Annotated in this window: 12 protein-coding genes; 3 read left to right on the top strand and 9 right to left on the bottom strand. The window is 67.4% G+C overall.

The window, feature by feature from the left end:
- Nucleotides 1-35 precede the first annotated feature (35 nt).
- Together ACXJLH_RS09440 and ACXJLH_RS09435 are read left to right on the top strand one after the other, a co-directional pair.
- Nucleotides 36-1280 (top strand): ABC transporter substrate-binding protein, encoded by a 1245-nt coding sequence (locus ACXJLH_RS09440; protein WP_457443674.1) that lies wholly within the window; start codon nucleotides 36-38, stop codon nucleotides 1278-1280.
- Nucleotides 1277-2344 (top strand): ABC transporter ATP-binding protein, encoded by a 1068-nt coding sequence (locus tag ACXJLH_RS09435; protein ID WP_457324473.1) that lies wholly within the window; start codon nucleotides 1277-1279, stop codon nucleotides 2342-2344. The genes ACXJLH_RS09440 and ACXJLH_RS09435 overlap by 4 nt, the downstream gene beginning before the upstream one ends.
- A gap of 48 nt (nucleotides 2345-2392) precedes the next feature.
- Here the strand turns inward: ACXJLH_RS09435 and ACXJLH_RS09430 are convergent, their stop codons facing one another.
- The 9 genes from ACXJLH_RS09430 to ACXJLH_RS09390 all read right to left on the bottom strand — a co-directional run bounded on the left by ACXJLH_RS09430 (nucleotide 2393) and on the right by ACXJLH_RS09390 (nucleotide 11942).
- A complete protein-coding gene (locus tag ACXJLH_RS09430) occupies nucleotides 2393-2725 on the bottom strand; it encodes a hypothetical protein (RefSeq protein WP_457324472.1) in 333 nt (110 codons plus the stop codon).
- 119 nt (nucleotides 2726-2844) lie between these two features.
- Complete coding sequence (locus ACXJLH_RS09425; RefSeq protein ID WP_457443672.1) at nucleotides 2845-4368, bottom strand: hypothetical protein; 1524 nt, start codon at nucleotides 4366-4368, stop codon at nucleotides 2845-2847.
- A 61-nt stretch (nucleotides 4369-4429) separates the two neighbouring features.
- A complete protein-coding gene (locus ACXJLH_RS09420; RefSeq protein WP_457443670.1) occupies nucleotides 4430-5131 on the bottom strand; it encodes a substrate-binding periplasmic protein in 702 nt (233 codons plus the stop codon).
- 200 nt (nucleotides 5132-5331) lie between these two features.
- Nucleotides 5332-5886 carry a hypothetical protein gene (locus tag ACXJLH_RS09415; RefSeq protein WP_457443668.1) on the bottom strand — a complete coding sequence of 185 codons (555 nt, stop codon included), beginning with the start codon at nucleotides 5884-5886 and terminating at the stop codon, nucleotides 5332-5334.
- A gap of 2 nt (nucleotides 5887-5888) precedes the next feature.
- Nucleotides 5889-6794 (bottom strand): glycoside hydrolase family 16 protein, encoded by a 906-nt coding sequence (locus ACXJLH_RS09410; RefSeq protein WP_457351787.1) that lies wholly within the window; start codon nucleotides 6792-6794, stop codon nucleotides 5889-5891.
- 121 nt (nucleotides 6795-6915) lie between these two features.
- Nucleotides 6916-8259, bottom strand: coding sequence for a GH1 family beta-glucosidase (locus ACXJLH_RS09405; protein ID WP_457443666.1), 1344 nt, complete (start codon nucleotides 8257-8259; stop codon nucleotides 6916-6918).
- Nucleotides 8260-8268: 9 nt separating this feature from the next.
- Entirely contained in the window at nucleotides 8269-9087 is an 819-nt protein-coding gene (locus ACXJLH_RS09400; protein ID WP_457321293.1) for a carbohydrate ABC transporter permease, read from the bottom strand.
- Nucleotides 9084-9974, bottom strand: coding sequence for a carbohydrate ABC transporter permease (locus ACXJLH_RS09395; RefSeq protein WP_457321295.1), 891 nt, complete (start codon nucleotides 9972-9974; stop codon nucleotides 9084-9086). The genes ACXJLH_RS09400 and ACXJLH_RS09395 overlap by 4 nt, the downstream gene beginning before the upstream one ends.
- A gap of 699 nt (nucleotides 9975-10673) precedes the next feature.
- Nucleotides 10674-11942 carry an ABC transporter substrate-binding protein gene (locus tag ACXJLH_RS09390; RefSeq protein ID WP_457443664.1) on the bottom strand — a complete coding sequence of 423 codons (1269 nt, stop codon included), beginning with the start codon at nucleotides 11940-11942 and terminating at the stop codon, nucleotides 10674-10676.
- A gap of 314 nt (nucleotides 11943-12256) precedes the next feature.
- Here ACXJLH_RS09390 and ACXJLH_RS09385 point away from each other — a divergent pair, with 314 nt between their 5' ends.
- Complete coding sequence (locus ACXJLH_RS09385) at nucleotides 12257-14023, top strand: glycosyl hydrolase family 18 protein (protein ID WP_457443662.1); 1767 nt, start codon at nucleotides 12257-12259, stop codon at nucleotides 14021-14023.
- The last annotated feature ends 53 nt before the right edge of the window (nucleotides 14024-14076 follow it).

The raw sequence follows: 14076 nt of genomic DNA, 5'->3' as shown, positions 1-14076 counted from the left end.
TATTAAGTTTATTAACTCTCGGTAATGATGCCGTGATGCTCCGCGCCTGCGTCCTTCTTGTCACGTCCCTGTTTGCCGCCGTGGCCCAGGCCGGGACGCCGACGGACGTCGTCCATTGGTGGATCTCGCCCGGCGAGACGGCCGCCAAGCAGGCCTTGGCCGAGGCCTACCGCGCGGCCGGCGGCCAGTGGCGCGAGCTGGCGGTGACGGCGTCGGAGCAGGCGCGCGCGGTCGTGCAGGAGCGCGTCGCCGCCGGCAACCCGCCGATGGCGGCGCAGTTCAACCCGTCCCTCGCCCTCGTGCGGCTGGCGCGCGAAGGCCGGTTGCAAGCCATCGACGACGTGGCCGCCCAGGGCCGCTGGGCCGAGGTGCTGCCTGCCGTGCTGCTGGACGCCGTGAAGGTGGACGGTCATGTCTACGCCGCCCCCGTCAGCATCCACATGCCGGTGTGGCTGTGGAGCTCCAAGGCGGCGCTGGCCAAAGCCAGCGTGAAGGCCGAGCCGCGCAGCATGGACGAGCTCTTCGCCACGCTGGACAAGCTGCAAGCCGCCGGGCTGATCCCGCTGGCCCACGGCGGGCAGTCCTGGCAGGACCTCAACCTCTTCATCGCGCTGCTGGCCAACCAGGGCGGACGCGACCTGTATCTGGCCGTGCTGCGTGACCGCGATGCCGCGGCCGTGCAGGGCGAGGCGCTGCGCCAGGTGCTGCTGAGCTACAAGAAGCTGCGCCGTTATGTGGACCCGGCCTCGCCCGGGCGCAGCTGGGCTGACACGACGGCCCTGCTCGTCAGCGGCCGCGCGGGGCTGCAGTTCATGGGCGACTGGGCCAAGGGCGAATTCGCCCAGGCCGGCCAGCAACCGGGCCGCGACTATGGCTGCACGCCGGGCTTAAGCCCGCGCTCGACCTACATCGTCAGCGGTGACGTGCTGGTCTTTCCCAAGGACAGGGACGGCAGCGCCCGGCCAGCCCAGGCCCTGCTGGCCCGCGTCGCCACTGCGCCCGCCACCCAACTCGCCTTCAGCGCCCGCAAGGGCTCGGTACCGGTGCGCACCGACCTCGACACCCGCACGCTGGACGTCTGCGCCCAGGCCGGCGCTGCGGCGCTGCGCGATGCCGGCCGGCTGGTCGGCAACACGGAATTGCTGCTCGCACCGGCGCAGCTGACGGCGCTCGAACGCGCGGTCAGCGACTATTGGAACCGCGACATCCCCGTGCAGACGGTGCAACAGACCCTCGCCAGGGTCTTGCAGAACACAGACGACAACAGGAGACAACCTTGACCCGCGTTCACATCCAGGACCTCAGCATCCGCTTCGGCAACCATGAAGTCATCAAGGGGCTGGACCTTGACGTCAACAGCGGCGAGTTCCTCGTGCTGCTGGGGCCCTCGGGCTGCGGCAAGTCGACGCTGCTGCACACCATCGCGGGGCTGAACCAGGTCAGCGGCGGCAGCATCCAGATCGGCGAGCAGGACATGACCCGCGCCGAGCCCAGCCAGCGCGGCGTCGGCATGGTGTTCCAGAGCTATGCGCTGTACCCGACGATGACCGTGAAGGAGAACCTCGCCTTCCCGCTGAAGATGGCCAAGACACCCAAGGCCGAGCTGGAAAAGCGCGTCGCCGCCGCGGCCGACATGCTGCAGCTGACACCGCTGCTGGAGCGCCGGCCCGGCCAGCTGTCCGGCGGCCAGCGCCAGCGCGTCGCCATCGGCCGCGCGGTGGTGCGCGAGGCCAAGGTGCTGCTGCTGGACGAGCCGCTGTCCAACCTCGATGCCAAGCTGCGCACCGACCTGCGCCGCGAGCTCAAGCTGCTGCACAGCCGCCTGGGCAACACCATGATCTATGTGACCCACGACCAGGTCGAGGCGATGACGCTGGCCACACGCATCGTCGTCATGCACCAGGGCGTCATCCAGCAGATCGGCACACCGGCCGAGGTCTACGAGAGGCCGAACAACCTGCGAGTGGCGGGCTTCGTCGGCTCGCCGGCCATCAACCGCATCGAGGGTCAGGTGGGCGAAGGCGGCGTGTTCGCCTCACCCGCCTTCAGCGTGCCGCTGCCCGCCGTGCTCGCGGCGCGCCCGCAAGGCGAAGTGCTGACGCTGGCTATCCGGCCGGAGAACGTTCGCGTCGGCGCCGGCGAGTCCTTCGAGGCCGAGGTCCAGCTTGTCGAGCCGTTGGGCAACCAGCATGTTGTGTGGCTGAGCTGCGCCGGCATCACCGTGTCCGCCGTGCTGCCGGGTCAGCCTGAAGTGCAGGAAGGCGCCAAGGTGCGCTTCGGCTTCGATGCGGGCAGGACGATGTGGTTCGATGCGGCCGGAGAGCGCATCGAGACCGCGCGCTGAGAGACGAAATGACGCGAGCGCGGCAAACGCTCGAGACCGCTGGAGCAGCTACTTCGGAAGGTATTTCTTAGCGAAGCTTTCGATGAAATCAGCGCCGGCATAACCGGCCGCGATGATCCCGAGGACTGACGTCCCCTTGTCCCAGTCGACGCCATCCTTGCTGCCGTAGATCATGCCCAGATAGGCAGCAACACCTGCAACGACACCGACAAACAGCGAGAACGCGAAGACGACACCCTCGAAGACGTCGGCCAGCTTCTTGCCCTTTTCGTGGGCCTCGTCAAATTGCTTCTTGAGCCCGCCAACAGCGCGCATGCCTTGACCGAAAGCTCCGAGCACAGCGGATAGACCGCAGCCGGCGAGAAGAGTTCCAGCGTCCATTGCAGCACCTCGCGATTCATTGAAGTGCTCGACGCTAATTTCACCCGATCTACAAGACATCCTCAGATTTGCTTAGCGAGCTCCTGGCAAGCACATCGGCGCGCGAGGCCAGCGGCCACTCAACGCGTCGGAATGGAGAAGCGGTAGTCCAGCCCCAGCGCCAGGTTGTCGGCCTTGAACCGGCCACCGCCAGCGCTACGCGCCTCGATGCGGCCGACGCTGAAGTTCAGGGCCAGCCGCTCATCCAGCAGCCAGCGCACACCCGCGCTGGCCTTGGCGGACTTGCCGTGCACATTGGCACCGGCCATCAGCTGGCCGAAGGCCTGCAGGCGCTCATCGGGCCCCGCCAGGGTCTGCACGCCCACGCCGCCGAGGATCTCGGCATAGCCCGGGTAGCCCAGATAGGCGTTGTAGGCCGCCGAAGCCTGCAGCGGCAGATACCAGCGCTGGCCGACGGGGACGTCGAGCTGCAGGCCCAGCATCTGCACTGAGGGGCGGTCGGTGTCCCGGTAGCTCAGGTGCAGGTCCGTCTGGTGCAGCACCGACAGGCGCAGGCCCTGCCAACGGGCCGGGCCGGGTGCCTCGGCGCTGCGGCCGGAACGCAAGTGGTGCGTCAGGCTCAGGCCCCAGGTCTGGTTGCGCGAGCTGCCTTTGGGTGCCGTCATGTATCCGACAGAGAGCGCCAGACCCAGGTCGCGCGTCAGCGAATACTCAGCGGCCAGCTTGGGATAGACCAGCAGGCCGGAGCTGGTGTCGATCACGTCCGATGAATAACCGCCCGAGCCCAGGCCGAGCTGGCCGTACAGCGTGAAGTCGGGCGAGAGACGCCAACGCTGGCCCACACCGCCCAACAACTGGTTGTACAGGGGCAGGCCGCTGTAGCCCATGCCCAGGGCGGCGAACCAATAGCTGTCGGCGGCGAAGAAATGCGCGTACTGCAGGTCGGCCAGCCGCACCGTGTTCCTGTTCGACCCCTGGGGATCCTGCTGCCGGTAGTTGTCCAGGGACAGCGTCAACATGTTCTCGCCCATCTCCGCGCCAGCACGGTGGTCGTCCACGGCCGGCAAGGGCTGGCCGTGGCCGGAGAACGGCCCCGTGAGGTAGCTGAAGGGCACCTCCAGCAGCAGGCTGGCCTGGGTACCGTCGATGATGGCCTGGCGGAACTTCAGGCGCGAGACCGTGGCGCCAAGCGTGAACTCGCCGAAGTCATAGCCGAGGCCCGCATAGCCCTTGGCAAAGCCGCCGCTGCCCGACAGCAGCTTGCTGTGCTCGACGCTGCGCCCGCCGCCGCCGCCGCCGGCCGACAGGCCCGCCATCGCGAATACCGGCCCGGCCAACGGGCGCCTGAAGTGCAGGCCCAGGTCCGCGGCCACGAAGCCGCCATAGGCACCCCTGACAAGCGGCGCATAGAAGCCGCCGCCCACATAGACGCCGTCGAGCAGCTTGCGGTAGGCGTGAAAGCCCAGCAGGTCGATGGACTGGTCGCCTGGCACCTTGACGGTCTGGTATTCGAGCGTCAGCAGCGCGTCATTGCGGCGCAGCTCGGTGGGCTCGGGCAGTTGGGCAGCGGCGCCGCCTGCGCACAGGCACAGGGTTAGGCAGAGCGTCGGGATGGGGCGGAGGTGGAACGGCGGGAAAGGCATGCGGTGGATCGGCGTCTGGACCGACCGCAGTGTCGCCGCGGACGACGGCACGAGCGCGGCGTCAGGGCAAGGCACGCCTTTCGTACTCCTCGGCGATCCTTTTCGCCGCGCGTGAGCGAATCTGCTCCAGCTCGCCGCTGGCCACCATGCCGCGCAGGGTTTCCTCGATCCGCGGCAGCAACTCCGCATGCCGCACATGCAGAAAGTGGTAAAGCGGGATGTGCTGCAGCGGCGGATCGAGCGGGTGCACTTCGCCTTGCAGCCCCAGCTGTTGAAGGATGAGCATGCCGCTCAGGCGGTCGTTGACGGCCACGTCGATGCGCTCCGCGGCGACCATGCGCATGAGGGCCTCCATCGAAGGAACTGCCGTCACGCGGGCCATGCCTTGGGTTCCCGCCTCGGAGGAACCCACGCCCCGCACGATACCGACTTGGTAGGCCGCAATGGAGGGCCAGCCCTGGACCTTGAAATCCAGCTTCTTCACGAAGGCGGCCGGCTCGATGTAGTTGATCGAGGGCCGGACCGCCAGCAGCGTCGGGTACCGCGCTTCGACGTTCAGGATGCGCTGGACCTCGCCATCCAGACGCCCCTCGCTGGACTCAAGCAGCGAGCGCAGGGCCGGCACGGCGACGAACTGCAGCTCGATGCCCAGCCGCGCGTAGGCGACTTTGAGGATTTCGCTGCCGATGCGCTGATCGGGCACGCCATCCAGCCTGGCCAGCCGCAGGGTGGACGGCAGCGCGCCCGCGGCGCCGGCGTCCAAGGCCATCGCAGCCAGGACGGTGCAAAGCATGCGCAGCGGCAGGCGGATGGCGACCACGGTTCCTCCTGGGTCGGCTGTCTCGCCGTGGCCGCCTGGGCAAGGCTGCGGACGATCAGCGCGATCTAAAAGCCGCTGACATGCTACGCATCTTCGCTGCGCGCTGGCGCAAGAATCGGTTCGTCAGCGCCCAGGTGACCGCTTCACTGCGACGGTGCCGAGGCCGCCCGCTCGGGCAGGGGTACCGCCCAGGCAAACCCTTCGACGCCCCGGGCGAAGGCGTCGGACAGCTCCTTGTAAGGGCTGTCCGGCGGCGCCTTCAACAGCACGATGAGGCGGTAGCCCCCCTTCACGGCCACATAGCTGACGGCCCGCAGGCCGTTGGGCAGCTTGCCCTCGTAGCGTCCGCCTTCCACGCCGCCCACCAGCACCGGCTTGGCGGCATCGCGGGTCAGCTTCTTGTCGAAGGGGTTGCCGATCTTGACCGCGCCGTCCAGCGGGTCGTAGGGCTTGGCCGGATCGGGCTCGGCATAGTTCCACAAGACGATGAAGACGGCCTTGGGATCGTCGGTGCGCGAATAGACCGCCAGCCCCGTGGGCTTGCCGGCCTTGTCGGGCTTCTCCTCGCGATTGACCACTGACACGCCCTCGGGAGCGTTGAAGCTGCCGAAGGAGGTTTTCACTTCGACGGCATGGGCGACAGCCGTAGCGCAGAGCAGGCCGCCGGTCAGGGTCAGGACGCAAAGCAGACGACGCATGGTCAGTTCTCCTTGTAGATCCTGACCCAGTCCACCTTCATTTGTGCCGGCAGCGGCGTCGTGGCGTCCGGCGCGCCGGGCCAGTCGCCACCAACAGCGAGGTTGAGGATGACGAAGAAGGGCTTCTCGAACACCCAGGTGCCGCCGGCCGGCAGCAGCGCAGGCGTCAGGCGGTGATAGTCGACGCCGTCGACCTGCCAGACGATCTCGTTGGGCCGCTTGATGATGGTGTAGGTGTGGAAGTCATCCGCCACCGGCTTGCCGAAGTCGTAGGGCTTGCCAATGCCCTGGGCGCCCGAGTAGCCGGGGCCATGCAGAGTGCCGTAGGTGGTGTTTGGCGTCTTGCCGATGAATTCCATGATGTCGATCTCGCCGGACTTCGGCCAGCCGGCCGTCGCGAGGTCGGTGCCCAGCGCCCAGAAGGCCGGCCAGATGCCTTGGCCGGACGGCAGCTTCATGCGCGCCTCGACCTTGCCGTAGGTGAAGCCGACCTTGCCATTGGTGTGGATGCGCGCCGACGTGTAGTCACAGGGCTTGGCGTTCCAGCAGGGGCCGGCGTTGCTGGCCTTCTCGGCCGTGATGACGAGCATGCCGCTGCCGTCCATCTGCGCGTTGCGGGCGTTGGACGTGTAGTACTGAAACTCGTGGTTGCCCCAGCCGCTGTTCTCGGCGTTGCCGATGTCGTAGTTCCAGTTGGCGGCCTTGGGCACGGTGCCGGCGGCAGCGTCGAACTCGTCGCTCCAGACCAGGGTCCAGCTGTTGGATGGCGCTGGGGCCGGCGCGGGGGTGGGCGCGGGGGCCGGCGCAGCGGTGGCCGAACCGCCACCACCGCCGCAGGCTGTCAGCACGAAGGCGATGGCCGGCAGCACATGGCGCCAGGGGCTGGGAGCGGGAGTGATGTGTTTCATGTTTGTCTCCGTAGTTGTCGTGTCAGGCGTCGTGCCTTCCCAAGGGGCGCCGCGGAACTGGCTTTGCCAGGCCGCTGGCGACGCCCCCTTGAGGGGCCGGTGCAGCCGGTAGGGGGTGGGCCTATCCCCGCCAATCGCGCAGGAAGTCGCGGTACCACTCGGCGCTGGCCTTGGGCGTGCGGGCTTGCGTCTCGTAGTCGACGTGCACGATACCGAAGCGCTTCAGGTAACCGCTGGCCCATTCGAAGTTGTCCATCAGGCTCCAGACCATGTAGCCGGCCATGGGCACCCCCTGCCGCATGGCGCTGGCTACCGCCGCGATGTGATCGCGCAGGTAGGCAATGCGGTCGTCGTCCTGCACGCGGCCGCCCACCAGGGTCTCGTCCTTGAAGGCACCGCCGTTCTCGGTCACGTAGACGGGCGGCAGGCCGGGGTAGTCGCGGTGCAGCAGCACGAGCAGGTCGGTCAGGCCGTCGGCATAGATCTCCCAGCCCATGTCCGACACCGGCAGGCCGCGCTCCTCGGGCTTCCAGTCCGCGCCGCTGGCCGACACGACGGTGCGGGTGTAGTAGTTGACGCCAAGGTAGTCCATCGGCTGGGCGATCGCGGCCATGTCGCCGGCATGCACGACAGGCGCGTCTCCACCCAGCTCGGCCATCACCTCCTCGGGATAGCTGCCCTTGAACAGCGGGTCGGCATACCAGCGGCGGCTGCGGGCGTCGGCCATGGCCGCGGCGGCGACGTCCTCGGGCATGGCGGTGGCCGGCACGGTGGACGACAGGTTGAGCACGATGCCGAGCTGGCTCCTGGCGCCGTCGGCCCGCAGCGCCTGCAGGGCCAGGCCGTGGCTGAGCAGCAGGTGGTGGCAGACCTGGATGGCTGTTCTGCGGCTCTTGATGCCGGGCGCGAAGTTGCCCTGCTCATTGCCCAGCACGGCGACGACCCAGGGCTCGTTGTGCGTGGTGATGCCGTCGACGCGGTCGCCGATGCGGGCCTGCACATGGCGGGCGTAGTCGACGAAGCGGTGCACCGTATCGCGGTCGTTCCAGCCGCCGCGGTCCTGCAGGCCCTGCGGCAGGTCCCAGTGGTTCAGCGTCGCGAAGGCCTGGATGCCGCGTGCCTTGAGGCCGTCGACGAGGCGCTCGTAGAAGTCCAGGCCCTTGGGGTTGAAGTCGCCGTAGCCCTTGGCCTGCACGCGCGGCCAGGCGATGGAGAAGCGGTAGCAGTTGACGCCCAGCGACGCGATCAGGTCGAGGTCTTCGTCGAGGCGGTTGAAGTGGTCGCATGCCACTTCGCCATTGCTGCCGTCGGCAATAGCGCCGGGCTGCCTGCAGAAGCGGTCCCAGATGGACTCGCCCTTGCCGTCCGCGTGGGCGGCGCCTTCGATCTGGAAGCTGCTGGTGGCGACGCCCCACACAAAGTTGGGCGGAAATTGCTGGTGCAGAGGGCGGTGCAGAGGAGTCATGGACTGTTCTTATTTGACGGCGCCCGCCGTGAGGCCGGCGATGAGCTGGCGCGACGAGATGACGAAAAGGACGAGCAGGGGCAACGTCGCGATGGCCGAGCCGGCCATCAGGGCGCCCCATTCGGTGCTCGTGGTGCTGAAAAGGCTGCGCAGGGCCAGCGGCAGCGTGTAGTTCTCGGCCGTGCGCATGACGATCAGCGGGTTCATGAAGTTGTTCCATGAACTGATGAAGGTGATGAGGCCGAGCGTGCCCAGCGCCGGCTTCATCAGCGGCAGCGCGATGCGCCAGTAGATGCCCACCTCGCTGCAGCCGTCGATGCGCGCGGCGTTGATCAGCTCGTGCGGCACCGTGCTGGCCGCGAACTGGCGCATCAGGAAGATGCCGAAGGCGCTGGCCGCACCCGGCAGGTACAGGGCCCGGTGGGTGTCTATCCAGCCCAGGGTGTCCATGACCATGAAGGTCGGAATCATGTTCATGAAGGCGGGCACCATCATGGTCCCCATGACGAGGGCGAACAACGCCTTCTTGAAGCGGAACTCCAGCATCGCGAAGGCATAGCCGGCCATGGAGCAGAACAGCAGCGTCAGCGCCGTGGACATCAGGCCGACGTAGAGGCTCCAGCCGACGTTCTTCCAGAACGGCAGGCGCGTCGTCAACACGGCGATGTTGTTGAGCAGCTCGGTGCTGAAGAACAGCGGCGGCGGTACGTTGAAGATGTCGGTGCGCGACTGGGTCGCGAACACGAACATGAAATAGAACGGCGCCAGCATGATCAGCGCACCAGCGCCGACAACCGCGTAGGCCGCGTACTTCGGAACCCTCTTCATGCCTGCACCCGCCTGTCCGCAAAGGCCTTGTTGGTCAGCCAGGTCAGCAGCGCGATGACGCCGAACATGATCCAGGCCAGCGCACTGGCGCCGCCGAAGTCGCTGAAGTCGAAGGCCTCGCGGTAGAGGTACATGGCCACCGTCATGGCCTGCTGGTCGGCACCGCCCTTGCCATTGGTCAGGATGAAGGGCTCCTCGAACAGCTGCAGCCCGCCGATCAGGGACAGGGTGACGCCGAACAGGATCATGGGCTTGAGGCTGGGCAGGGTGATGCGCCAGAACTGCTGCCAGGCGTTGGCGCCGTCGAGCTTGGCGGCCTGGTAGAGGTCGTTCGGGATGGTCTGCAGCGCGGCGAGATACAGCACCAGGTTGAAGCCGACGTAGCGCCAGAACACGACGAGGGCGATGGCTGGCTTGATGGCCTCGGGGGAGCGCATCCAGTTGATGTTCTCCATGCCGAACATCGCGTGCAGGGCCTGGTTGATCAGCCCGTAGTCGTTCGAGAACAGCGAACCGAACAGCATCGCGATGGCGACCGTGGATGTGATGTAGGGCAGAAAGTAGGCACCCGAGAACAGGCCGCGCCAGCGGCCGAAGGCCTGGTGCAGGAAGACGGCCAGCGGCAGCGCCACAAGATGCTGCGGCGCGCCGGAGGCGAAGGCCAGCCACAACGTGTTGCGCAGCGCCTTCCAGAACCAGCCGTCGGTCAACGCGAAGATGAAGTTGTCGAGGCCGACAAACTTCATCGAGTCGATGCCGCTGGTCGGCTCCCAGGACTGGAAGGCCAGCCAGGCCGAGAACAGCAGCGGGAACAGGCCGAACACGGCGAACAGGATCAGGAAGGGGCTGACCAGGAGGTAGGGCGTCCAGGAGGCAGGGATGCGCATGAGGTCAGCGCTCCGCGAGCTGTCGGAGGTTGATGCCGATGGCCATGCCGGGACGTCGCCCCGGCGGGCGACCTTCTTTCTGAGCGACCAGAAAGAAGGCAAAGAGTCGCCCCCGAACCGCCCGGCCCTTAGCTTCGCAGCGGGCTGCCCTGCGTGCCTTGCCGCTTGCAAGCGGCAAGTCCTTCGTCAGGCGTCGCACAGCACGCAGGTGCTGTGCTCGGTCCTGCCTCAGTGCGTCGGACTTCAAGCCCGCGCGCCGAACTCGCGCCGCTACGCTCTGCTCAAACAAGCGTCGCGAGTCAGTTCTTGAGGTTCGCTGCGCGAACGGGCTTGAAGTCCTGCGCTCCTCGGCGGCCTCAAAGGGGGTGTGATTGAACAGCCCAGTGGCAGCCCGATTTCGGGTTTGGCTGTTGTGGCTGTTCGGGGCCTCCCCTTCTAAACCGCCGAGAAGCGCAGGAGCCCGAGGCGCGAGCGCAGCTCGCATCAACTTCTGACTTCGCGCCCCTTTGTTTGAACGGAGCGTAGCGAAGTGAGTTGGGCGCGGCCCCGGGCTTCGAGCATCGCAGGGGACCCCGACAGGGGCGGTTTCGCAGGGGAGAGCTTTTTGCCTACTTTTTGGCGGCGCAAAAAGTAGGTCGGCCGCCGGGACGAAATCCCGGCTGGGCTTGGCCAAAACACCCCGGTTCGAACGAGCAACCATCACCGATTCGCCCTGTGCACCAACAGCGCCTGAGCATCCTCCAATGCCTGGTGGATGGGCTTGCCGTACTCGAGCACGTTGTCGAGCTCGGCGTTGATGACCTCGTCGGCGAACTTGTGCTGCTTGTGCATCTTGACGACGGGGATGCGCCGCGCGGCGTCGCGCCACAGCAGGCGTGCGTGCTGGCCGCCCAGGAAGGGTACCGGCTGGTCGAAGAAGGCGTCCTGCTGCGCATCCAGCAGGGCCGGGAAGGCGTCTTGCGACTTGAAGGCCTCGAGCTGGCGCTGGCGGTCCAGCGTCAGCTCCTGGATCAGTTGCCAGGCGAGCTGCTTGCGCTCGGGCGCCGAGCGGCGCGGGATGGCGTAGTAGGTGCCGCCGTAGGAGCAGTAGGTGTCCTCCGGCAACTGCGCGATGCGCCATTTGCCCGCCGTGTTGGGCGCCACCCAGTTGGCCATCTGGCCGGCCATCCAGCCGCCCGACAGCTCGGTGGCCAGGCGGCCGCGCTTGAGCATCTCGGCCCAGTCGTTGAACCAGACCTCGACGCGCGCGTCCAGCTTCTGGCGGCGCACCTTCTGCGCCAGCTCGAAGGCTCGCACGAAGCGCGGCGACGTGATCTGCGCCCGGCCGTGATTGTCGAAGAACTGGCCCTCGCCCGGCGGCGTGCCGCCGCGCACGATGATGTCCTTGAGCAGGCGCACGTCGCCGATCAGGTAGGCGCCGGTCTTGGCCTTGAGCTGCATGCCGGCGTCGACATAAGCCTCCCAGGACTGCGTCAGGTCGGTTTCCTTCAGCCCGGCCTGGGCCAACAGGTCGGTGCGGTAGAACAGCGAGCCCGGGCCGATGTCGGTCGGCAGCGCCACGATGGCACCCTCGCGGTTGCGCGCCGTCTCGATGGCGAAGGACACGAAGCGGTCCTTGAAGCGCTCGGCGCCAAAGGCCGGCGCCGACAAATCCTCCAGCCCCGCGCCCAGCGAGAAGCGACCGAGGTAGCTCGTCTCCAGCGCGATGACGTCGGGCAAGTGGCCGGAGGTCGATAGCGCTGTCGTCATCGCCGTGTGGTGGTCGTCGTACTGGCGGCTGATGACCTCGGTGCGGATCTCGGGGTGACGCTGGTTCCAGCCCTTGAGCACATCCTTGGCGATGACGTCGACCAGTGGGAATGCGGCCACGGTCAGTGGCGACTGCTCCTTGGCGTGGCTCAGGCCGGCAGCGCCGCCAAGTGCGGCCGCGAGCAGGTGGCGACGGTGGAGGGAATGGGAGTCGAACATGGTTTGAAAGCGCTTTCAAGATTGTGCTTCGACCTGGTGCGACGCCCCAGCAGCACAAACCCTAGGGCCACTTCAGACGAAGGCTTCCAACCCGCGACAGCAACGTTTTGTCACCCGAACTCCGGGTTTCCACCGGTGACGCCGACATCACTGGTGGCAAAGTGGTATTCAAGAGGTGGTAGCAGTCGCAAACTGGATGCATACCAGTTAGAACCAGCTCCAAAGAGCCTGCACGGAGAGGCAGGCCAGCCGCCGGAGAGCCCCGTTGGGACTCTCCTTTTCAACGAGACCTTGGCATAACAGGAACGTCTCTCATGAAGCAGCCCTCTACCGGCATCCCGATGCAGCAACTGCGTCGCCTTGCCGCCATCACCGCCACCGCCTTCGCACTCGGCGCCAGCGCCACCGCGGCCCTGGCCCAGACCTATCCCGCCTGGGCCCCCGACGTCTACTACACGGCTGGCACTGTCGTGACCTACCAGGGCCACAACTACCGCGCCCTGGTCAACCAGACCGACTACTCATCCACCGGCTGGAACCCGACCAACGCCTCGCTGTGGACCGACCTCGGCCCCGCGTCCGGCCCGGCGCCCTCGCCGGCTCCGACCCCTGCCCCCACACCGGCGCCAACGCCTGCTCCCACGCCGGCCCCGTCGCCCGCCCCCAGCCCCGCGCCGGCACCCACCGGCACCTGCGCGCCTGTGTGGTCCAGCACCACGGCCTACAGCGGCGGCGCCATCGCCAGCAAGGGCACGACCAACTACAAGGCCAACTGGTGGACCCAGGGCAATGACCCGGCCACCAACAACGGCCCGGTCGGCAGCGGCCAACCCTGGACGTCGCAAGGCGCCTGCACGACCGGCCCAGCGCCTAGCCCGAGCCCGTCGCCGAGTCCCTCGCCTTCGCCGTCCCCGAGCCCCTCGCCCAGCCCGGCCCCCTCGCCTGCCCCGGCGCCCGGCCTGAGCGACCCGAACGCCAAGTCCGCCACCCAGAACGGCCGCGCCTACACCGTCTACTACCCGAGCTGGAGCGACAACTGGTTCGATGCCACTGGCATGACGATGAACCAGGTCTTCGTGGCCAGCAACTTCGCGCGCATCCCGGCCAACTACACCCATGTGGTGGCGGCCTTCGCCCAGCCCAACTTCTCGTGGGGCGGCATGGCGGCCAACAACTGGTCGGGCACGGGCATCAACTTCAACGGCCGGCCCTCGGACATCAAGGCCGCCATCGATGTGCTGCACGCCCGCAACATCAAGGTCATCCTGGCCGTGGGTGGCGCCACCTACAACAGCTGGGGCACCTTGTCGGCTGAAGGCCATGCGGGCAGCGGCCCGACCATCACGGCCCTGTCCAACCTGATGAAGGACGTCGGCTTCGACGGCCTGGACGTGGACTACGAGGTCGACGGCATCACCACCGACGCCTACGCCGGTGCGGTGAAGGCCATGCGCAAGGCGGTGGACCTGGCCGGCGGCGGACGCATCCTGACGGTGGCCGCCTGGTCGTCCGGCTCGGACTGCACCGCTTCCACAGGCAGCGACCCGCAATGCTCGGGCGTGGGCACCAGCTATTGGGGCGGCAAGGCCGGCGGCGAGCGCCTGCTCGTCAACGCCTACCCGGCGCTGAAGACGGCGTTCAACATCGTCAACATCATGACGTACGACGCCCGCTTCGAGCACTTCGACGGCGTCACCGCCTGGAAGCAGTACCGCCAGCTGTTCCCGGCCAGCACCATCGTGTCCATCGGCTTCGAGACGGCACCCGAAGGCTGGTCTGGCGCGCAGCTGGTGGTCAACAACGCCGACGCGCAGTGCACGGGCTCCGTCATCCTGCAGAACAGCTATGGCGTCAACATCAACCAGGCCTATTCGGTGGAGCGCTATCTGAACGCGGTGACGACCAGCACGCTGGCCAACAAGAACCCGCGTGACGGCGCCATGCTGTGGCAGGCCCTGAAGACGGCGAGCGGCAGCTGCGGCAGCGCGGCCCTGGCCTCGCCGGGCTCCATCGGCAAGAAGGCCGCGGGCCTGCTCAATCTCGTCGACGACCCGGCGTTGCAGAACGCGCCCTGGAAGTAAGCAGCTCCCCTGAGCTGAATCGCCGCCGCACCGGTCTGCCGGGCGGCGGCCTT

This window comes from Roseateles sp. P5_E4 (genome assembly GCF_054049255.1).
The sequence above is the reverse complement of the archived record's forward strand: the minus strand, read 5'-3'. Positions and strand labels throughout refer to the sequence as shown.